Raw genomic sequence first — 20,366 nt, forward strand, 5'->3', positions numbered from 1 at the left:
TATCCCGTACGGCCGGCCCCGCACGGAGCGCCCCACATGGAGAGCCCCGTACGGACAGCCCTGTACCGGCAGCCCTGTACCGGCGGCTCAGTGGAAGAAGTGCCGCGTACCCGTGAAGTACATCGTCACGCCCGCCTTCTTGGCAGCCTCCACGACCAGCTCGTCACGGACCGAGCCGCCCGGCTGCACCACAGCACTGACCCCCGCGTTCGCCAGGATCTCGAAGCCGTCGGGGAACGGGAAGAAGGCGTCCGAGGCCGCGTACGCCCCCCGCGCCCGCTCCTCGCCCGCGCGCTCGACGGCGAGCTTCGCGGAGTCGACCCGGTTGACCTGCCCCATCCCGACGCCGACGGACGCGCCGTCCTTGGCGAGCAGAATCGCGTTGGACTTCACCGCGCGGCACGCCTTCCAGGCGAACGACAGCTCGGCCAGCCCGGCCGCGTCGAGCGCATCGCCGGACGCGAGCGTCCAGTTGGCGGGGTCGTCACCGTCGGCCTGGAGCCGGTCGGCGACCTGGAGCAGCGCGCCGCCGTCGATCTGCTTGACCTCGGCCGCGGCCGAGGGGGCATCGGGACAGCGCAGCACCCGGATGTTCTTCTTGCGTGCCAGCACGTCGACCGCGCCGTCCTCGTACGCCGGAGCGACGACGACCTCGGTGAAGATGGGGGCGATCTGCTCGGCGAGCGCCACGGTGACCGGGCGGTTGACGGCGATCACACCGCCGTACGCGGACACCGGGTCACAGGCGTGCGCCTTGCGGTGGGCCTCCGCGAGGTCGGCGCCGATCGCGATGCCGCACGGATTGGCGTGCTTGATGATCGCCACGCAGGGCTCGGTGTGGTCGTACGCGGCCCGGCGCGCGGCGTCGGTGTCCGTGTAGTTGTTGTACGACATCTCCTTGCCGTGCAGCTGCTCGGCCTGGGCGAGGCCGCCCGTACCGGAGACGTACAGCGCGGCGCCCTGGTGCGGGTTCTCGCCGTAGCGCAGGACGTTTCCGCGCTCGTACGTGGCGCCGAGGAACTCGGGGAAGCCGCTGTCGTCGGCGGCCGCGTAGTCATCGGCGAACCAGCCGGCGACCGCCACGTCGTACGCGGCGGTGTGCCGGAACGCCTCGGCGGCGAGCCGCTTGCGGGCGGTCAGGTCGAAGCCGCCGCCGCGGACGGCGGTGAGGACGTCCGTGTACCGCTCCGGGCTGGTGACGACGGCCACCGACGGGTGGTTCTTGGCCGCGGCCCGGACCATCGAGGGGCCGCCGATGTCGATCTGCTCGACGCACTCGTCGGGCGTGGCACCGGACGCGACGGTCTCGGTGAAGGGGTAGAGGTTCACCACGACCAGGTCGAAGGGCTCCACCTCCAGCTCGGCGAGCTGCCTGCGGTGGTCCGCCAGGCGCAGATCGGCGAGGATCCCGGCGTGCACACGGGGGTGCAGCGTCTTGACCCGGCCGTCGAGGCACTCCGGGAAACCGGTGAGCTCCTCGACCTTGGTGACCGGCACACCGGCGGCGGCGATCTTCGCCGCGGTGGATCCGGTGGAGACGAGCGTGACGCCCGCCTCGTGCAGCCCGAGGGCCAGCTCCTCCAGACCCGACTTGTCGTAGACGCTGACGAGCGCGCGCCGGATGGGCTTAACGGTGTCCGTGTTCTCGGTGTGCACCGACCTGAACCTTTCGTCCCTCAATGCGGTAGCCGTTACGGGCCAGACGCCCCACGACATCGACGAGCAGCTTCCGCTCGACTTCCTTGATCCGCTCGTGAAGAGCGCTTTCGTCGTCCTGCTCCCGGATCTCGACCACACCTTGCGCGATGATCGGTCCGGTGTCGACGCCGTCGTCGACGAAGTGGACGGTGCAGCCGGTGACCCTGGCCCCGTACGCGAGCGCGTCGCGCACTCCGTGGGCGCCGGGGAAGGCGGGCAGCAGCGCCGGATGCGTATTGACGATCCGGCCGCCGAAGGCCGCGAGGAACTGCTTCCCCACGATCTTCATGAACCCGGCCGACACGACCAGGTCGGGTGCGTAAGCGGCGGTGGCCTCGGTCAGCGCCGCGTCCCACGCGTCGCGGTCCGCGTACTCCTTCACCTTGCAGACGAAGGTCGGCAGCCCCGCGTCGCGTGCGCGGTCGAGTCCGGCGATGCCGTCGCGGTCAGCGCCGACCGCGACGATTTCGGCTCCGTAAGCGGCCGGATCGCCGGCGATTGCGTCGAGCAGGGCCTGCAGATTGGTTCCGGAACCGGAAATCAGCACGACCAGGCGGGCGGGAGAAGGCGGGGAGGCCACAGCGGGGCCCTTTCTGGATACGACTTGTGCGGTCGTACGAATAGATCGCATCCCCCGATACGGGGAACTCTACGAACGCGCCGACCGTCGGCAACGATACCGGCACACCGAACGGCCCCCACGGGACGGGGGCACGGCCGAGAGGTAGCGTCTGGGGACAGGACCTGTCTCCCGGGCAGGAACCGAATGAGGGGAAGACGTTCACCAGATGCAGGACCGACGCCACCGCGCGACTCTCCGCACCCAGCCGTACGGGCAGGGTTCACTTCTGCTGCGGGAACGCCGGCCCTCTTCGACGGAGCCGGACGACGACAACCCGTTCGCACCGCCGCCCGCGGACCGGCCGGAACAGCCCTGGCGGCCCCGGCAGCCGCAGCACCCGGCGGGCAGCGACGGCAACGGTGACGGGAGCGGCGACGGGGACGACTCGTCCTCGTCGCCGTCGTCCCCCGGGGGCAGCCAGTGGAGCCCGGTCCAGCCGGGCCGGCACGACGGCGGGTTCGGTGGTGGTCCCCAGCGGCCGGCGGGCGGCCCCGACGACCCGGGAAGCAGGCGGAACGGCGGCCAGGGCGGCCCCGGTCCGAGCCTGCGCTGGGATCCGAAGGACCCGGCACAGCGCCGGGCGCGCTACGCGCTGCTCGCCGGAATGTGGGCCTTCTTCTTCTCCCTCTTCAACCTGCCGGAGATCGGCCTGCTCCTCGGCGCGCTCGCGCTGTACTGGGGCATCAGCGCCCTGCGCGCGAAGCCGCAGCCGGAGGCCGGCGGCGGCAAGGGCGCCGCGGCCCGGACGGCGCCGCAGCAGCCGGCCGCCCCGACCGACGGGCCGCCGCCGGGCCCGGGTGTTCCCCCGGCACCGACGGCGCCGCCCGCCCCCGGCCCGTACGCGCGTCCGTACGCCGGTGCTTCGGCCTCCGCATCGAAGCAGCAGATCACCGCTGCGGTGAGCGGCCTGGTGACCGCGGGGCTCGCGCTGCTGATCGTGATCCTCACGTTCTCGGCACAGCTGGTGTACCGGGACTACTACACCTGCGTGAACGACGCACTGACGAAGCAGGGCCAGATCGCCTGCAACAAGAAGCTGCCGCACTCGCTGGTTCCGGTTCTCGGCACGCAGAAGTAGAGCTGAAGCAACCACGGGGTGGGCGGGCGGCCTCAGTCCTCGTCGGCGTAGGGCATGGGCGGCCAGATGTCCGGCCCGGCACCGGCCGGCTGCGACGGAAGGCCGCTCTTGCTGTCGGCGGGATCGTGATGGTCAGGGCTGCCGGCGTCCTGGTCCGGCGCCGTATCCACGGCGGGATCCGCGGCGGGCGCGGCAGCCTCGACGGGCACGGCGGGCGCAGCAGGCACGGCAGCCTCGGCGGGCGCAGTGGGAACTGCGGGCGCCGGAAGGTCTCCCTTCTGTTCGGGGCGTTCGGGGTGTACGGGGTGTTCGGCGTGAACGAGGTGTTCGGGGTGTGCGGCGGCGGCGCTCTCAGCAGTCCCAGTGCCCTCCCCGGACGGGAGCGATGACGCGGGAGCCGCCGGATCCGCGGGAGACGCTTGAGCCACGGGAGACGCCGGAGACTCGGTCAGCACGGGGGACGAGCCCCTGTCCTGCTCATCCGTGAGGGGGAACTTCGCCAACAGCCTCCTGGAATAGGCCCGCAGCGCGGCCCACCGCCCCACCTGCGCTGCACTGTCTGCTCCGTCGTCGTCCCCGCTGTCCTCCCTGCTGTCTTCCCTGCTGTCTTCCCTGCGGTCGTCTCCGCTGTTGTCCCCGCTGTCGTGCGTCTCCGGTTCCGCCACGGCCGGAGCTTTCGCCGGTGCCGGAGCTTTCACCGAGGCCGCAGCCGAAGCCTTCACCGGGGCCAGGACCTCCACCGGCACCGCGGCGTCCACGGCGGGCGCCACCGGGTCGGGCCTGCTGCTCCGCAGCGCCCGCCAGCGACGGACCAGTGCCACCAGAAGTCCCGTTCCCACGGTCCAGGCGAGTGTGGCCACGCTCGTCTGCCACCACACCGGGCCGAAGGACGTCAGCCTCCCGGTGCCGAGCGGGCCGCCGGACAGTGCAGCCAGAACGGCCATCGCCGCCGCACAGACGACCGCCCCCGACACCGCCATGAGCGCGGTCACGCCGAGGGTCTCGGCCCGGTCCTCCTCCCGTACCCGCGTCACGAACCAGCCGACGACGGCACCCGCGGCCAGCGGCACACCCGCGACCGCCCAGTTCAGCGGCGAACCGCCCCCCGGCCCCGGCAGAGCGGCCAACAGCGGGAAGTAGGGCAGCGCGGCATTGCCGGTGACCATGAGCGGCGTCACCACCGAACCGGTACCGAGGGTGAAGCCGGGACCGAGCGCGTACGAAGCACCCCACAACGCCGCGTTCGGTACGAGTGCGGCGGCCAGCAGCAGGACCGTGAACCGCCCCGACCAGGCACCGGTCAGCCGCAGGAACGACTCCTGCGCGGCGCCCCCGTGCCACACCAGCGAACCGCCGACCAGCAGCGCACCCCCACCGACCAGCACGGCAGCTCCGGCGGCACCGGCCCTGAGCGCGGTCGGCACCCGGGGGTGGGCGAAGGCACGCCGTACGCCGGCGGGAAGCGCCCTGCCACCGGGAAATCGCATGCGCCCCCAGCCGCTGTGCGGCTCGCGCGGGAAGGCGCGCGCCCGCCACACGCCCACCGCGGCCGCGGCACCGGCGACGAGCGGCAGATGCCACAGCGCGCTCAGCGGTACGACGGACAGCGGCCCGCCCGAGGCGTACGCCGTGACGGCGGCGGCGACCAGCAGATAGCCGCCGGTGACCGCGCACAGAGCACCCGGCACCGATGGTCCCGGGCGGCCGTTCGCGGGGTCGAACGCTTCACGCGCGGCCCGCTGGACCAGCCAGATGGGCAGGACGACCAGCAGCATCGGCACCATGCCCAGCGGGGCGGGCACGCCGGAAGCGGTGTCCTGCCTGGTCAGCTCCGTGCCGTGGGCCAGCAGCCACAGCGCGGCGGCGACATGCAGCGCGCCGCCCGGACCGCTGTCGGGATAGGGCGAGCTGATCCACAGCAGCATCACCAGCACGGTGAGCAAGCCGAGTCCGAGCGCCGCCGCGAGCCCGCCTCGCAGCACGCAGTCGGCCAGCACGGCGGATCGGCTCCGTACGGGGGCGAGCGACGGGCGGCGATCGGTCATCAGGGTCACGCGGGCCATGCTGCCAACGACACGCGCTTTCGCCGCGTAACAGGCGAAGAGCGGTCGGGTCACTCAATATACGTTTTATGTACTTTTCGGACTGGCGTCCCGCGGTGAGCAGCGCTACGACAGCCCCTGGGGGCACCTCATGACGGAACTGCGCTCGCCGAAGAAGCGGCGCCGAGTACGCGAGGCGAAGTCGCCGAGCGCCGGGCAGGCAGCGGAGGACCAGTGCGAAGCGACAGCACCGGCAGAAACGGCACCCGCACCGGACCCGCAGGAAGCACCCGCGGAACAGATCACACAAGAAGTGCGGGAAGTGCGGGAAGTACAGGGCGCGGAGGGCGCGCAGGGGTCTGGAGCCCCGCAGGCTTCACCCGACGCCTCGCCCGACCCCGAACAGCCACCGGGTGTCACCCCCGCCGAGGCCTTCGACACGCTCTACGCGCGAGCCGCGTCCGGTCTCGCCCACCAGACGTATCTGCTCACCGGCCGCCACCGGCTCGCCGGGGAGTCGGTCGAGCGCGCGTTCCACCTGGCGTGGCAGACATGGCCGGAGGTCGCGACGGACCGCGACCCGGAGGGTTGGGTACGCGCGGCGGCGTACGAGTACGCGATGTCGCCCTGGCACCGGCCGAGCCGCAGGCGCAGGCGTCGCGACCGCCGGGGCGTCGATCCGGCACAGCTGCCGCTGCGGGACGCCGTACTCCGTCTGCCGCCCGCCTACCGGCGCACCCTGCTGCTCTACGACGGGCTCGGTCTCGACCTCCCCGAGACCGCGGCCGAGACGGAAGCGAGCACACCGGCGGCTGCGAACAGGCTGCTGTACGCGCGGGCTGCCGTGGCCCGCGCCCTGCCCGATCTGGAGGAACCCGGGCTGCTCCAGGAGCATCTGGGCGCCCTCGCCCTGGCCGGTGCCGAAGCCACCCTCCCGGAGCCCCGCGCCGTCCGGACGAGGAGCGAGCGGCGTACCCGTTTCTGGACCCGGCTCACCATCAGCTGCGCCGTCCTGCTCACGGCCGCGACGACGTTCACCCTGGTCACCGCTCCGACCCACTACGCACGGCCGACCGGCCCGCCACATCACGTGCAGGGCGTCCCGCCGCGCGGGGGCCCGCAGCGGCTGACCGCCGAGGACAAGAAGCTGCACCGGAAACTCCAGGCCATCCCGGCCAACGGCCCGGAACGCCTGGTACCGCAACTGCGCTGACCCCGATCCGATCCGGCCGACCCAGTCCGATCCGGCCCGGCCCGGTCCTGTCTGGAGCGCCCTGCCGCGTAACACGTGAGCGGGCCCGCACCCCCTGAAACCAGGAGGAACGGGCCCGCTCCGCACTGCTCGATCCACCGGCGCTCGGCGCACCGGCGCTCGGAGTACCAGTGCCGGGACTGCCGGAAGAACCGGTCCGCTACGCGCCGACGAGGATCGCCCGGGCCAGCTTGGCCGTCTCGGTCGGCGTCTTGCCGACCTTGACGCCCGCAGCCTCAAGCGCTTCCTTCTTCGCCTGGGCGGTGCCGGAGGAGCCGGAGACGATGGCGCCGGCGTGGCCCATGGTCTTGCCCTCGGGCGCCGTGAAGCCCGCGACGTAGCCGACGACCGGCTTCGTCACGTTCTTCGCGATGTAGTCGGCCGCACGCTCCTCGGCGTCGCCACCGATCTCACCGATCATCACGATGAGGTCGGTCTCGGGGTCCGCCTCGAACGCCGCGAGGGCGTCGATGTGCGTCGTACCGATGACCGGGTCGCCACCGATGCCGACGGCCGACGAGAAGCCGATGTCGCGCAGCTCGTACATCATCTGGTAGGTCAGCGTGCCCGACTTGGAGACGAGACCGATACGGCCGGGCTTGGTGATGTCGCCCGGGATGATGCCGGCGTTGGACTGGCCGGGGGTGATCAGGCCGGGGCAGTTCGGGCCGATGATCCGGGTCTTGTCGCCCTTGGACTTGGCGTACGCGTAGAACGCGGCCGAGTCGTGGACGGCGATGCCCTCGGTGATGACGACGGCGAGCGGGATCTCGGCGTCGATCGCCTCGACGACGGCGGCCTTCGAGAAGGCCGGCGGCACGAAGAGGACCGAGACGTCAGCGCCGGTCTTCTCGATGGCCTCGGCGACCGTGCCGAACACGGGAACGTCGGTGCCGTCGAAGTCGACGGACGTGCCGGCCTTGCGGGGGTTGACGCCGCCGACGATGTTGGTGCCGTCAGCGAGCATGAGCTTGGTGTGCTTCATGCCGGTGGCGCCGGTCATCCCCTGGACGATGACCTTGCTTTCCTTGGTCAGGAAAATAGCCATGGTGTTGGTGACCTGTTCCCTTACTTCGCAGCCGCGAGCTCGGCGGCCTTGTCGGCCGCGCCGTCCATGGTGTCCACACGCTGCACGAGCGGGTGGTTGGCGTCCGACAGGATCTTGCGACCCAGCTCCGCGTTGTTGCCGTCGAGGCGGACGACCAGCGGCTTGGTGACCGCTTCGCCCTTCGACTTGAGGAGCTCAAGCGCCTGGACGATGCCGTTGGCGACCTCGTCGCACGCGGTGATGCCGCCGAAGACGTTGACGAAAACGGACTTGACGTCCGGGTCGCCGAGGATGATCTCCAGGCCGTTCGCCATGACCTCGGCGGAGGCGCCGCCACCGATGTCGAGGAAGTTGGCAGGCTTCACGTTGCTGTGCTTCTCACCGGCGTACGCGACGACGTCGAGGGTGCTCATGACGAGCCCCGCACCGTTGCCGATGATGCCGACCTCGCCGTCGAGCTTGACGTAGTTGAGGTTCTTGGCCTTGGCAGCAGCCTCGAGCGGGTTGGCTGCTGCCTTGTCCTCAAGAGCCTCGTGGTCGGGCTGACGGAAGTCGGCGTTCTCGTCGAGCGAGACCTTGCCGTCCAGGGCCAGGATCCGGCCGTCCTTGGTCTTCACCAGCGGGTTGACCTCGACGAGGAGGGCGTCCTCGGCGACGAAGGTGTCCCACAGGGTCACCATGGCCTCGGCGACACCCTCGGCCACGTCGGCCGGGAACTTCGCCTGGGCCACGATCTCGCGGGCCTTGACGATGTCCACGCCGTCGACGGCGTTGACCGGGACCTTCGCGAGAGCCTCGGGGGTCTTCTCCGCGACCTCCTCGATCTCCATGCCGCCCTGCACCGAGGCCATGGCCAGGAAGGTGCGGTTGGTGCGGTCGAGGAGGTACGAGACGTAGTACTCCGCCTCGATCTCCGGCGACAGCTCGGCGATCATCACCTTGTGGACCGTGTGGCCCTTGATGTCCATGCCGAGGATGTCCGTCGCGCGAGCGACCGCCTCGTCCGGGGTCGCGGCCAGCTTCACGCCGCCGGCCTTGCCACGGCCGCCGACCTTCACCTGAGCCTTGACGACGGACTTGCCGCCCATGCTCTCAGTGGCCTTGCGCGCCGCCTCAGGCGTGTCGATGACTTCACCGGCCAGCACCGGTACACCGTGCTTGGCGAAGAGGTCCCTCGCCTGGTACTCGAACAGGTCCACGCGCGTCCGTCTCCCTTTGCTTTAAATCGTCGTCGCAGTAGTGATCGCGGTTACTTGTCTGCGTGGGCGTGCCGCGAAGGGCAACGTGACTGCGCTGTCACTAGGGAGGCGTAGACGGTGTCCGAGTACGCGGCATGTCCGTCTCGCAGGTTATCCCCGTGGGCGCCGGGTCCCTAAATCGCGGATCACACCTGCGCGGTGATTACGGTCACAAGACCCCTGTACGGGCCGGGCGGCTCCCCTGCACCGGGGAAACGCCCGGTGAGCTGCGCCGACGCGCTCGGAGCGCGGCCAGGAGAGCGGCTGAACGCCGGTGGCCTGCGTGTCCGCCACGTCGCCCGGGGTGACCGATTCCACAACGGCCCAGGCACCGGAAACAGCGTGTCCGACGGCGGGATGCGCGGCGCCGGGCCCCGACGGTGCCGAGGCTCTTGGCCGAGCTCCCGGCCGAGCTCCGGGCCACGCGGTGGGCCATGTACAGGGCCATGTACTGGGCCAGGCTTTGGGCCAAGGGCTTCACCTGCACGTGCGCGGTTGCCACGGGCGGCGGAACGCTGTTTGCACGAGCATCGGGGGGCGGTCAGTCGGGCAAGGCCCCTGGTACTGGCGCACCGCTTACTGGCGCACTGCTTACTGGCGCACCGCCATGTCCGGTATGGGCAGGGGCCTTCTCTCGATCGCCGCCGCCATGACGTCCGGGAAGAGGTCGGGCGTACAGGCGAATGCGGGAGCTCCCAGCGCGGCCAGGGCCTCCGCGTGGGCGTGGTCGTACGCGGGTGCGCCCTCGTCGGACAGGGCGAGCAACGTGACGAACTGGGTGCCCGACGCCTTCATCGCCGCGACGCGCTTCAGCATTTCGTCCCGTATCCCTCCCTCGTAGAGGTCGCTGATCAGGACTACGACCGTGTCGGTCGGCCGGGTGATCTGCGACTGGCAGTACGCCAGTGCCCGGTTGATGTCGGTGCCACCGCCGAGTTGGGTGCCGAAGAGAACATCGACCGGATCATCGAGTTGTTCCGTCAGATCGACAACGGCAGTGTCGAAGACGACAAGACGGGTGGAGATGGACCGCATCGAGGCGAGAACCGCGCCGAACACCGACGCATAGACCACCGAGGCCGCCATCGAGCCCGACTGGTCGACGCAGAGTATGACGTCCTTCTTCACCGACTGCGCGGCGTGACCGTAGCCGATGAGGCGCTCCGGAACGACCGTGCCGTACTCGGGCAGATAGTTCTTCAGGTTGGCGCGGATGGTGCGGTCCCAGTCGATGTCCCGGTGGCGCGGTCTGCTGATCCTCGCGGAACGGTCCAGTGCTCCCGTAACACTGGCCCGTGTCCTCGTCGAGAGCCGTTTCTCCAGCTCCTCGACCACCTTTCGGACCACGGCGCGAGCTGTCTCCCGGGTCGTTTCGGGCATCGCCTTGTTGAGCGAGAGCAACGTCCCGACCAGGTGCACGTCCGCCTCGACGGCTTCCAGCATCTCCGGCTCCAGCAACAGCGCGGACAGACCGATCCGTTCGATGGCATCGCGCTGCATCACCTGGACGACGGAGCTCGGAAAGTACGTACGGATGTCGCCCAGCCAGCGCGCGACGGACGGCGCGGACGCCCCGAGACCCGCCGACCGGTCGCCGCTGCGTCCGCCTCCCTTCTCTCCCTTGCCGTACAGCGCACCGAGCGCCCCGTCCATCGCTGCGTCCCGGCCTCCGAGTGAGACCCCGGTGGTCTCTGCCGCATCGCCCCCGAGGACGAGCCGCCAGCGCCGCAGCCGTTCATCCATCGCGTTCATCCGTCCGCCCCCATCAGATCGTTGACGCCCGGCCTCCCGATGAGCAGCCGCAGCACCGGCAGGACCGCGTCGGCACGCTCCACGTCGAGCCCGGCCCCGAACCCGGGCACCGACTCCTCAACCCTTCCTGGCCCCCCACCAGCCCCAGGAACACCACGAATCCCAGAAGTCCCGCCCACCCCATAGGCCTTGCCGGCCCCGCCGGCCCCAACTCCGCGCCTGACGAGCTCGCCGAGCGTGCGGCGTATCCCCGGCTCGTACGCCGAGAACGTACGGCGCAGCAACGGCAGTACCTCGGTGAACGCCTCCGGCGCCACGCCCGCCAGCCATGCGTCGACCAGCCCGAGCAGCCGCTCGTCGTGCACCAGGAGCGTCCCCGCCCCGGACGCCCCGCCGATGAAGCCTTCGATCCAGGCGGCCGCGTCGGCGGGCAGCGCGCCCGGCGACAGGGCGAGGCCCATGAGCCGTGCTGTCTCCTCCTCCGCAAGCTGTCCGTCGTCGAGCAGGAGCCGGACGGCCCGCCCGCGTATCAGCCCGGCGACGGAGTCCCGTCCGGACAGTCTGCGCAGCACCTCGCTCCACCGCTCACGCAGTCCTGCGGCATTCGGCAGCAGTCCGATCGCGGTGTGGACCCCGTCCACATGGCCCCGCATCTCGTTCGCACCGTCCGCGTCCAGTCCCGTACAGGCCGGCGGCAGGCCGACGCAGATCCGCTCGGCCAGGCCCGCGGCAACCTCGCCGAGCGCCGCCGTACCGGTGGATCGCACATCTCCGTACCGCAGCGAACGGGCCAGCGCGGGCAGCGCACCGGCGAGATGGCCGACGTCGGTGTCGAGCGCGGCGCGGTCGGCCAGGGCCCGCATCACCACGGGGAGCGCATCGGGCAGTTCAGCCAGCAGGCACTGCTCGGCGAGCGCGGTGACGGAGGCGAGCGCGGTCGCGGACACGGCCTGCGACTCGGCTCTGGCGGTGGCGGCGGAGAGCACGGTCGTCCCCCACATCCCGGCCTCCGCGACCCGCAGGGACAGCTCCGGCTCCCAGCGGAGCCGCCAGCCCTCCCGGAAGGTGCCCGTACTCGCCCGGCCGCGGCCCGGCTCACCCCAGCCGACCCCGAGAAGCCGCAACCGGTGCAGCAGCCGGGACCGCGCGGAGTCGGTCTCCTTGCGCAGATCGAGGTCCAGGTCCCGGTCCACTGCTTCCGGCCTGAGCCGCAGCGTGCGCTGAGCCCGGGTCAGATCGCGCTGGAGCGGCACGGCGGGGGCGGCGTCCGGGACCTCGCCGAGCACCTCGCCCACGACAAGCCGGTCGTGGACGAGCATGAGCGGTACGTCGGAGCCTTCGCACATCACCGCTTTCACGGCATCGGTCGTCTCCGTCAGCCCGGGCAGCGGGCGCCCGCGCAGAGCGGCGAGTGTCCCCGCGAGCCGCACCGCTTCGATGACATGGACGGAGGAGACCATCCGGTCCTCATCCCGCAGCAGCCGTGCGACCTTGGTCATCCAGCGCTCGACCGGGCGGTCGTCAGCGCTGAACAGATGCCGGTACCAGCCGGGCGACTCGATACCGGCTCCGTACCCGCTGTGCCGGGCGAGCCTCCGGTGTGTCCAGGGCACCCAGGTCATCTCCGCCTTCACCTTGGGCAGCGCCTTGAGCAGGGCGCGGTCGGCCGCGACGGTGGTCTTCACAGCCAGGGCAGGGACGTGCCAGGCGCCGCAGACCACTGCCACCGGGCCACTGAATTCCTTCCGGGCAGCACGCAGTTGGATCCTCATGAAGGCCTCGCGCACCCGGTCCCGGGGAAACCCCGCGTCACCGTAGGTCTCGCGGAGGGCCGCCATGGCTTCGGCGAGTGCGGCGAACAGCGCGAGCGGGTCCTTTCCCGAGCCGGGAGCGCCGGGGCCACGGTGCTCGACGACGTCCTCCCACCAGCGCTCGGCGTCGTCGTACCCAGCGGTTTCGGCCAGCACGCCGATCGGGTCGATCCGTACCGCAGCCGACGCCCCCGGGGGCTCGCTGTCACCAGGCACACCCGTGCCGGAGCCACTGCCGTCCGGTTCGCTCCCACCGGGCGGCCCGCTGTCTCCGAGGCGTTCAGGCCCGTCCTCCGCCCCCTCCCGCTCCCCGGACTCCTCCGCAAGCAGCTCCGCGGGGTCCTCCTCGGCCATCGCGAGGGAGTGCGCCGCAGGCAGATCGATGAACCGGACCGGCACGCCGTGGCGCTGCGCCCAGCGGATCGCCACCCACTCCGGAGAGAACTCCGCCAGTGGCCAGAAAGCGGCCCGGCCCGGATCGCCCACCACATGGGCAAGCAGTGCGACCGGTGGCGTCATCTCCGCGGCCGCGGCGAGCGGCAGCAAGGCGTCACCCTCGGGTGGCCCCTCGATCAGCACGGCATCGGGCGCTGCTGCGTCCAGCGCGGCCAGCACCGCACGGGCCGAGCCGGGACCGTGGTGCCGCACGCCGAGCAGCAGAGGGTCAGCTGCCGCAGGGCGGGTGGCGGGCGCGGACGGTGTGGCTCGGGACGAAGGAAGGCCCTGGTCGGCGGTAACGGGCTGTCCAGGAGCGGGCTGCCCGGCGGGAGCGGGCTCCCGCACCGAGGGCACATCGGATACGGGACAAGCCGTGGATCCGGTCATACCGAGACCTCCCGGCAGGCCCGGTAGAAGTCCTTCCAGCCGTCCCGTTCCCGCACCACGGTCTCCAGATACTCCTGCCAGACCACCCGGTCGGCCGCTGGATCGCGTACGACCGCGCCCAGCAGGCCGGCGGCGACATCGGCCGACCGGAGCACCCCGTCGCCGAAGTGCGCCGCGAGAGCAAGCCCGTTGGTGACGACGGAGATCGCCTCGGCTGTGGAGAGGGTGCCCGACGGGGACTTGACCTTCGTCCGCCCGTCAGCGGTGACCCCGCCGCGCAACTCACGGAAGACGGTCACCACCCGGCGGATCTCGTCCATCCCTTCGGGCGCGGCGGGAAGATCGAGCGAACGGCCGATCTGATCGACGCGCCGGGAGACGATGTCGACCTCGGCATCGGCGGTGGACGGCAGCGGCAGAACCACCGTATTGAACCGCCGACGCAGCGCGCTGGACAGCTCATTGACCCCGCGGTCGCGGTCGTTGGCCGTGGCGATCAGATTGAATCCGCGGACTGCCTGCGTCTCCTGGCCCAGCTCCGGGATGGGCAGCGTCTTCTCGGACAGGATCGTGATCAGAGTGTCCTGCACATCGGCGGGGATCCGGGTCAGTTCCTCGACGCGTGCCGTCATGCCGTCCGCCATGGCCCGCATGACGGGGCTGGGCACCAGGGCGTCACGGCTGGGTCCATGGGCCAGCAGCTGCGCGTAGTTCCAGCCGTATCTGATCGCTTCCTCGGGCGTCCCGGCCGTGCCCTGGACGAGCAGGGTGGAGTCACCGCTCACGGCCGCAGCGAGGTGCTCGGAGACCCAGGTCTTGGCGGTGCCGGGAACACCGAGCAGCAGCAGTGCACGGTCGGTCGCGAGCGTGGTTACGGCGACTTCGACGATACGGCGCGGTCCGACGTATTTCGGTGTGATCACCGTGCCGTCGGGCAGCGTGCCGCCCTGGAGGTAGGTGGCCACGGCCCACGGCGAGAGCTTCCAGCGCTCGGGGCGCGGCCGGTCGTCCGCAGCGGCAAGTGCCGTGAGCTCGTGGGCGAATGCGTCCTCGGCGTGCGGCCTCAGAACCTCTGCACCGGTGTTTTCGGACGTGGTCATGGATCCCCCTCCAGATCGTTCGACCGGATGTGGTTCCCACCGTGCACCATGGCACTGACAATCGACCGTTTCCGCAGCTCAGGGCCGATTGTCAGTGGTGGCACGTACCTTCGGAGCCATGAATCAGCAGGGGGTTCGGCAGGAGGGTCGGCAGGGCGGTCGGCAGTGGGCACGCTGGTCTGCGGACCAGGTGCTGGCACTGGCTCCTGACGTGGCGTCACGCAAGGCGGGGAGCAGGCTCGGCGGATCGTCCGGGTCGTGGTCGGAAGCGGGGTGCGCGGGCGGCTCGGGCGCCGTGTGGGGGCGGTGCAGCGGAAGCGGTGGCAAGCCGTACCGGACTGTCGTCGATACAACAGGGGTGGCGTACAGGTGCAGTTGTCCCAGCCGGAAGTTTCCGTGCAAGCACGCGCTGGGCCTGCTGCTGCTCTGGGCGGCTGCGGACGAGGCGGTGAAAGACACACCGACGCCGCCGGAGTGGGTCGCCGAGTGGCTCCAAGGACGCAGGGCGGCCCGGTCCGAGGGGAGTTCGGCGGGTGTCCCTGGTTCCGGTTCTGGGAAGGCGGCGGATCCGGAAGCGGCCAGGCGGCGGGCGGAGCGCCGGGCCGAGCGGGTCACCGCCGGCGCCACGGAGCTGGAGCAGCGCCTCGACGACCTGCTGCGTGCCGGTCTGGCCGGGGCGGAGCAGTCGGGGTACGCGCTGTGGGAGGAGACCGCAGCCCGCATGGTCGACGCACAGGCCCCAGGACTCGCTGCCAGGGTGCGGGAGTTGGGCGCCATCCCGTCGTCCGGCCAGGGCTGGCCGGTGCGGCTGCTGGAGGAGTGCGCGATGCTGCATCTGCTGGACAGGGCCTGGCTCGGACGTGAGCTGTTGCCGGACGCACTGGCCACGACGGTCCGTACCCGCGTCGGCCTGCCCGTATCAGCCGAGGGTCCACCCGTCCGCGACCGGTGGCTGGTTCTCTCGCAGCAGGACACCACCGACGGGAAACTCACCACTCGTCGCATCTGGTTGCACGGAAGCCGGTCGGGGCGCACCGCACAGCTGCTGGACTTCGGCGCGGCGGGCAGAGCACCGGGGGTAGCTCTGCCCGTGGGCCTGACCCTGGATGCGGACCTGATGCCGTATCCGGGTTCCGGGCAGCTACGAGCCGCGCTGGGCGAGCGGTTCGGCCCGCCGGAACGGTCGGACGGCCCGCCCGAGGGGATATCCACCGGCGCCGCCCTCAGCGCGTACGGACAGGCCCTGCGCGACGACCCCTGGCTCGGTTCCTGGCCGGCGACCCTGTCTTCCGTCATACCGGTGCCCGGTGCCGGTGGAAGCAGCGGCTGGCAACTGGCCGACGCCGAGGGAGGGTCCGCTCTGCCCATCACCCCGGACGCGTCGGCCAGGACAGGACTGTGGAAGCTCACCGCGCTGTCCGGTGGGAGCCCGGTCACCGTATTCGGCGAGTGCGGCCACCGGGGATTCACCCCGCTGACGGCCTGGACACCAGGCACGGCCGAAGCCGTGCCGCTGACCTGAACTGGCCTGACGTGGCCTGGGTCCTCCGGCCGATCTTCGTGGGCCCGGACCTAGCCGAGGTCTCGCCTGCCCGGTCCGCCCTGGCCTGATATGGCTCGGCCTGGTCCGGTCTGGCCGACACCGTGGCTGACCGCCCGCCCGACCAGGGAATCCACTGCGCTCACGCTCAGTCAGCTTTACGTTCACGTCTGCACGCTCACGGAGGGAACCGATGACCAGCACCCGCACCACCGCCTGGCAAGAGCTCGTCACCTCGGCTCTGCTCGGTACCGACCGCAGGCCGGCGCCGACCGAGGGCGTTCCCCTGCTGGACGCGGCCGCTCTGCACACCGTACGGCGCAGGGCAGGGCTGCTTCCCGCTGCCGCAGCCGCGCTGCCCTCCCCCGCTCCGGACGATCCCCGGCCCGAGCCGCCCGAGCCGGCCGGACGAAGACTGGCTCAACTGCTGGCCGGCCGATCCGGGTCCCCCGGATCGGGCGGACGGCGCGGTGCGGCGCCCGATCTCACCGAGTTGCTGCCCCAGTGGCTCGCGGCAGCTCTCCGGCACGGGTACCGCGCGCCGGCCTCGCAGTTGGACGCGCTGCTCGACGCGGCGCGGGCACGTACGGATCTGCGGCCGCAGGCACTCGCCTTCGCCGGAGCACGTGGATTGTGGCTCGCCCGGATCAACCCTGAGTGGAAATTCGCGCTGCGCAGCACGTCGGGCGCCGCGGCGCTGCCCGCACCCAGCGACACGGAAGCCGTTCAAAGCCTCTGGGAGGAAGGTCTGTTCGCCGAGCGCATGGCACTCCTCACCACCGTACGGACGGAGGCACCGGCAGCCGGGATCGACCTGCTCGCCACGACGTGGTCCACGGAACGGGCCGAGGACCGCCTGCTGTTCCTCGACTCGTTGCGCACCGGACTCACGGATGGGGACGAGCCCTTCCTGGAACGGGCCCTGGCCGACCGGAGCCGTAATGTCCGCTCCACCGCGGCAGAACTGCTCTCCGCACTGCCCACGTCCGCGCTGGCCGGGCGGATGGCCGACCGCGCAATGACGTGCGTCAGCCTGGACCTGTCCGAGGACCAGGTCCGGGTATCGGTCGAAGCACCGCACGAGTGCGATGCGGCGATGCAGCGCGACGGCGTGTCCGCGGTGCCACCGGCGGGACGGGGCGAGCGGTCCTGGTGGCTGGGCCAACTGGTGGAGGCGACCCCGCTCAGCGTCTGGACCACCAGGTTGCGGGACCGCACACCAGACGCAATCGTCACCCTGCCGGTGGCGGACGGCTGGGGCGAGGAACTGCACGCCGCATGGTGCCGGGCCGCAGTGCGGCAGCGGGACACCGAATGGTCACGAGCGCTGCTCGCAGGCCCCGGCACGACGTCCCTCGCCGAGCGCGCGAAACTGCTGGCCGCGCTACCGGACGACGAACGGGCATGCTGGGTAGCCGAGTTCATCGCGGGACACGGGTTGTCGGAAGCGTTCCAACTGCTGGCCGTCTGCGACGTCCCCTGGGCGGGACCGCTGGGCCGGGCCGTGGTGGACGCACTGGAAATCGCGAGGGATGCGGGCAGTTATCCCTGGAGCTTCAGCGGCGTCATGGGACTGGCCGAACGGTGCCTGGACCCCACCGAAGCACCACACCTCGAACTCCTCACCGCGATACCGGACGAAGAAGAGGGGGCGTCGCCGGGGGCAGGCGGGTACTGGTCGGAGGCATTCCAGCGGCTGGTGTCGACGTTGAAGCTGCGGGCTGCGATGGCCGCCGAACTGGCAGGGGAACCGACAGGGGAGGCGCGCTCGGCAGAAGTGATGGAACCGCGGGCGTGATGGCGCGTGGCCGGCTCACACAGCAAGGCTCCGCACGACCCGCCACGAACCCGGACGTGCTACCGCGTTACGCGCTCCCCGAAGCACGCAACGGCGAGGCACGCAACCGCAAAGTTGCGGCCCTGGGCGGTGGGAGTTGGGAGGCGGGAGGTGGTCGCGGCTGCCGACTGCGGGCCGCCGCCAGGCCAGTCGGAGGCAGGCGGGTCCGGCCCCTGGTGCCCGGACCGCCCTGCCTCCTGCTGCCGGGCGGTCCAGGTGGTCCAGACGTCCAGGTGGCCCAGGCGTCCGGGTGTCGGGACCCAGGAATCAGGCCGTCATGAGGGCGGCCGGCCAGAAGATCGGCCAGGCACCGGACCAGGCGTCATGCGGCCAGGCCGTCCCGGGGTCGACCAGGCCGTCATGAGGGCGGCCGACCAGAAGGTGTCACCAGTGAGGAGGTGTCCCCCGCCAGGAGGTGCGGCAACAGCCAGGAGGTGCGGCAACCAAGATGCAGGGCAGCCCGGAGGTGGGTCGGCCGGGGAATCGATCGGTCAGGCGCCCGCGGGCTGGCGTACGTTCGCGTGGACCCAGTCCACGATGGATGTCGTGGTCGCGCCCGGGGTGAAGATCTCGGCGACACCCAGTTGCTTCAGCGGTGCGATGTCCGCTTCCGGGATGATCCCGCCGCCGAAGACCTTGATGTCCTCCGCGTCGCGCTCCTTCAGCAGCTCAAGCACCTTCGCGAAGAGCGTGTTGTGGGCGCCGGACAGGATGGAGAGCCCGATCGCGTCGGCGTCCTCCTGAATGGCGGTGCCCACGATCTGCTCGGGCGTCTGGTGGAGGCCGGTGTAGATGACCTCCATACCGGCGTCCCGCAGCGCACGCGCGATGACCTTCGCCCCTCGATCGTGCCCGTCGAGACCCGGCTTCGCGACCACTACGCGGATCGGACCGACCACACCCATCACTGCCTCCATGCACGATGCGAACGAACGTGAACGAACGTTATCCACAGCATCCCGCAACCAGCCGTTTCACGGTGGTCAGGGAGGGGGAAATCACACATGGGACACATTCACTACGCGTCACACCCCGCGCCGGGCCGGAAATCCGGATGCCAGCTCCGCGCCAGGCATACGGGGGTGCCGCGCGACGGGAGCCGCAGGCGAGAGCGCCGCATCACCCGTACCATCGACTACACGGTGGATGGCACGGATACCGACATGCCAGTTATGTCGGCCAGGGACTCTTCCGTGGCACCCATGAGTGCGTGTGGGGACAAGGTCGCCCCCATACGCCGTTCGGGAGGTCGCCCCATGAAGGTGCTGCCGGATTTCCTCTCCCCCCAATGGCTGCTGCACCAGCTCCAGATTTCCTCCGTGCCACTGCGCGCCACAGCCCTCGACCTCGCGATCCTGGCCGGGCATGTGCTGCTCTACCCGTCCGGCATCGCGGATGAGCGTCGGATCGATCTGCCACTGAGCGCACCGCCCGGCGGACCCGCGGGTGTGCGAAGCGACGACGGACCCACGTCGACCGGACAGCCGACCGAACACACGTCGACCAAACGCTCAGGACCGACTGTCGGCGAAACTCCCGACACCCCCCTCCGTAACCCGCACGGGCGGTCGCTCGGGCACCCACGTGCCGGGGAGTCCACGGTCGAGCACCTCCCCCCTCCCGGCCAGGGGCACCGGCCCGTCGTACTGCTCCACGGTTTCGTGGACAACCGCTCCGTCTTCGTGCTGCTGCGCCGTTCCCTCCTGCGGCACGGGTGGCAGCACCCGGAGTCGCTCAATTACTCGCTGCTGACCTGCGACATCCGTGCAGCGGCCGAACTGCTGGGGCAACACATCGAGGAGATCTGCGCCCGCACGGGACATCAGGACGTCGACATCGTCGGACACAGCCTCGGCGGCCTGATCGGCCGGTACTACGTACAGCGACTCGGTGGCGACAGGCGGGTGCACACCCTCGTCACACTCGGCACGCCGCACGAAGGAACCCAGATCGCTCAATTGATGAGCGCCCATCCACTCGTCCGGCAGATGCTCCCCCACTCGGACGTGATCGAGGAATTGCGCAGGCCCGCACCCGGCTGCCGCACCCGGTTCGTGAGTTTCTGGAGCGAACTCGACCATCTGATGATCCCGGTCGAGGCGGGCTGTATCGACCACCCCGACCTGATCACGACGAATGTGCGGGTCAGCGGCATCGGGCACCTCGCCCTGCCGGTGCACCCGGTCGTCGCCGCCGCCATCAGGGAGGCACTCGACGCATCCGACGAGACGGCCGCCGGCTCCGTGGAAAGCGTCATCTCGGTCGCCTGACGAGTGGCCGGAAAACGCGGGAATGAACGACTGAAAGAAAGGGAAGCGAGAACGGTCAAAGGCATTGATACGTCGAACGCTTCCCGAACGCCGGGCCAAGGCTGCGCCCATAACCCCTCGAAAGACAGCCGAATGCCCGTTTCCCACGCGTCCGATACCTGCCGAAGATTGTCGCCGCCACGTACTGCCGGGTACAGTCGCGCCACTGCTTCCACCGGGGGTGCCCCCGACGCAGGGCCCTGCTGCCGAGGCG

General features: G+C 70.8%; 14 protein-coding genes. 5 read left to right on the forward strand and 9 right to left on the reverse strand.

Features of this window, described 5'->3' with window-relative positions; translation table 11 throughout:
- Positions 1 to 87: 87 nt before the first annotated feature.
- Both purH and purN read right to left on the reverse strand, forming a co-directional pair.
- Complete coding sequence (purH, locus tag OG385_RS10945) at positions 88 to 1,716, reverse strand: bifunctional phosphoribosylaminoimidazolecarboxamide formyltransferase/IMP cyclohydrolase (protein ID WP_266854118.1); 1,629 nt, start codon at positions 1,714 to 1,716, stop codon at positions 88 to 90.
- Positions 1,628 to 2,278, reverse strand: coding sequence for a phosphoribosylglycinamide formyltransferase (gene purN / locus OG385_RS10950; protein WP_266854120.1), 651 nt, complete (start codon positions 2,276 to 2,278; stop codon positions 1,628 to 1,630). The genes purH and purN overlap by 89 nt, the downstream gene beginning before the upstream one ends.
- Before the next feature lie 208 nt (positions 2,279 to 2,486).
- Between purN and OG385_RS10955 the strand changes: the two genes are divergently transcribed.
- Positions 2,487 to 3,398: a hypothetical protein gene (locus OG385_RS10955; RefSeq protein WP_266854122.1), complete on the forward strand. Its 912-nt coding sequence runs from the start codon at positions 2,487 to 2,489 to the stop codon at positions 3,396 to 3,398.
- A 32-nt stretch (positions 3,399 to 3,430) separates the two neighbouring features.
- On the opposite strand, the gene OG385_RS10960 is transcribed toward OG385_RS10955, so the two are convergent.
- On the reverse strand, positions 3,431 to 5,443 hold the full coding sequence (locus tag OG385_RS10960; RefSeq protein ID WP_266860759.1) for a DUF6350 family protein: 2,013 nt from the start codon (positions 5,441 to 5,443) through the stop codon (positions 3,431 to 3,433).
- Between the two features lie 148 nt (positions 5,444 to 5,591).
- On the opposite strand from OG385_RS10960, the gene OG385_RS10965 reads away from it, so the two are divergent.
- Positions 5,592 to 6,653 carry a DNA-directed RNA polymerase sigma-70 factor gene (locus OG385_RS10965; RefSeq protein ID WP_266854124.1) on the forward strand — a complete coding sequence of 354 codons (1,062 nt, stop codon included), beginning with the start codon at positions 5,592 to 5,594 and terminating at the stop codon, positions 6,651 to 6,653.
- A gap of 199 nt (positions 6,654 to 6,852) precedes the next feature.
- On the opposite strand, the gene sucD is transcribed toward OG385_RS10965, so the two are convergent.
- The 5 genes from sucD to OG385_RS10990 form a co-directional block, all read right to left on the reverse strand.
- Entirely contained in the window at positions 6,853 to 7,740 is an 888-nt protein-coding gene (sucD, locus tag OG385_RS10970) for a succinate--CoA ligase subunit alpha (protein WP_266854126.1), read from the reverse strand.
- A 20-nt stretch (positions 7,741 to 7,760) separates the two neighbouring features.
- Complete coding sequence (gene sucC / locus OG385_RS10975; RefSeq protein WP_266854128.1) at positions 7,761 to 8,939, reverse strand: ADP-forming succinate--CoA ligase subunit beta; 1,179 nt, start codon at positions 8,937 to 8,939, stop codon at positions 7,761 to 7,763.
- 630 nt (positions 8,940 to 9,569) lie between these two features.
- Positions 9,570 to 10,730 carry a VWA domain-containing protein gene (locus tag OG385_RS10980; RefSeq protein WP_266854130.1) on the reverse strand — a complete coding sequence of 387 codons (1,161 nt, stop codon included), beginning with the start codon at positions 10,728 to 10,730 and terminating at the stop codon, positions 9,570 to 9,572.
- A complete protein-coding gene (locus OG385_RS10985) occupies positions 10,727 to 13,201 on the reverse strand; it encodes a DUF5682 family protein (RefSeq protein WP_266860761.1) in 2,475 nt (824 codons plus the stop codon). The genes OG385_RS10980 and OG385_RS10985 overlap by 4 nt, the downstream gene beginning before the upstream one ends.
- 161 nt (positions 13,202 to 13,362) lie before the next feature.
- Positions 13,363 to 14,466, reverse strand: a complete 1,104-nt coding sequence (locus OG385_RS10990; protein WP_266854132.1) for an AAA family ATPase — start codon at positions 14,464 to 14,466, stop codon at positions 13,363 to 13,365.
- Positions 14,467 to 14,584: 118 nt separating this feature from the next.
- On the opposite strand from OG385_RS10990, the gene OG385_RS10995 reads away from it, so the two are divergent.
- Complete coding sequence (locus OG385_RS10995) at positions 14,585 to 15,988, forward strand: SWIM zinc finger family protein (protein ID WP_266854134.1); 1,404 nt, start codon at positions 14,585 to 14,587, stop codon at positions 15,986 to 15,988.
- Positions 15,989 to 16,199: 211 nt separating this feature from the next.
- Entirely contained in the window at positions 16,200 to 17,804 is a 1,605-nt protein-coding gene (locus tag OG385_RS11000) for a DUF5691 domain-containing protein (protein WP_266854136.1), read from the forward strand.
- A 530-nt stretch (positions 17,805 to 18,334) separates the two neighbouring features.
- Here the strand turns inward: OG385_RS11000 and OG385_RS11005 are convergent.
- Positions 18,335 to 18,748 (reverse strand): cobalamin B12-binding domain-containing protein, encoded by a 414-nt coding sequence (locus tag OG385_RS11005; protein WP_266854138.1) that lies wholly within the window; start codon positions 18,746 to 18,748, stop codon positions 18,335 to 18,337.
- 351 nt (positions 18,749 to 19,099) lie between these two features.
- Between OG385_RS11005 and OG385_RS11010 the strand changes: the two genes are divergently transcribed.
- Positions 19,100 to 20,113: an alpha/beta fold hydrolase gene (locus tag OG385_RS11010; protein WP_266854140.1), complete on the forward strand. Its 1,014-nt coding sequence runs from the start codon at positions 19,100 to 19,102 to the stop codon at positions 20,111 to 20,113.
- The last annotated feature ends 253 nt before the right edge of the window (positions 20,114 to 20,366 follow it).

This window comes from Streptomyces sp. NBC_01306, assembly GCF_026340465.1.
In the GTDB taxonomy this organism is placed as follows: Bacteria; Actinomycetota; Actinomycetes; order Streptomycetales; family Streptomycetaceae; genus Streptomyces.

Coding starts and splice junctions, on each gene's coding strand:
- OG385_RS10960 (WP_266860759.1), bottom strand. CDS start 5,443: ATGACCGATCGCCGCCCGTCGCTCGCCCCCGTACGGAGCCGATCCGCC.
- OG385_RS10955 (WP_266854122.1), top strand. CDS start 2,487: ATGCAGGACCGACGCCACCGCGCGACTCTCCGCACCCAGCCGTACGGG.
- OG385_RS11010 (WP_266854140.1), top strand. CDS start 19,100: ATGAAGGTGCTGCCGGATTTCCTCTCCCCCCAATGGCTGCTGCACCAG.
- OG385_RS10990 (WP_266854132.1), bottom strand. CDS start 14,466: ATGACCACGTCCGAAAACACCGGTGCAGAGGTTCTGAGGCCGCACGCC.
- OG385_RS11000 (WP_266854136.1), top strand. CDS start 16,200: ATGACCAGCACCCGCACCACCGCCTGGCAAGAGCTCGTCACCTCGGCT.
- OG385_RS11005 (WP_266854138.1), bottom strand. CDS start 18,748: ATGGGTGTGGTCGGTCCGATCCGCGTAGTGGTCGCGAAGCCGGGTCTC.
- OG385_RS10995 (WP_266854134.1), top strand. CDS start 14,585: ATGAATCAGCAGGGGGTTCGGCAGGAGGGTCGGCAGGGCGGTCGGCAG.
- OG385_RS10965 (WP_266854124.1), top strand. CDS start 5,592: ATGACGGAACTGCGCTCGCCGAAGAAGCGGCGCCGAGTACGCGAGGCG.
- OG385_RS10980 (WP_266854130.1), bottom strand. CDS start 10,730: ATGAACGCGATGGATGAACGGCTGCGGCGCTGGCGGCTCGTCCTCGGG.
- sucD (WP_266854126.1), bottom strand. CDS start 7,740: ATGGCTATTTTCCTGACCAAGGAAAGCAAGGTCATCGTCCAGGGGATG.
- purH (WP_266854118.1), bottom strand. CDS start 1,716: ATGTCGTGGGGCGTCTGGCCCGTAACGGCTACCGCATTGAGGGACGAA.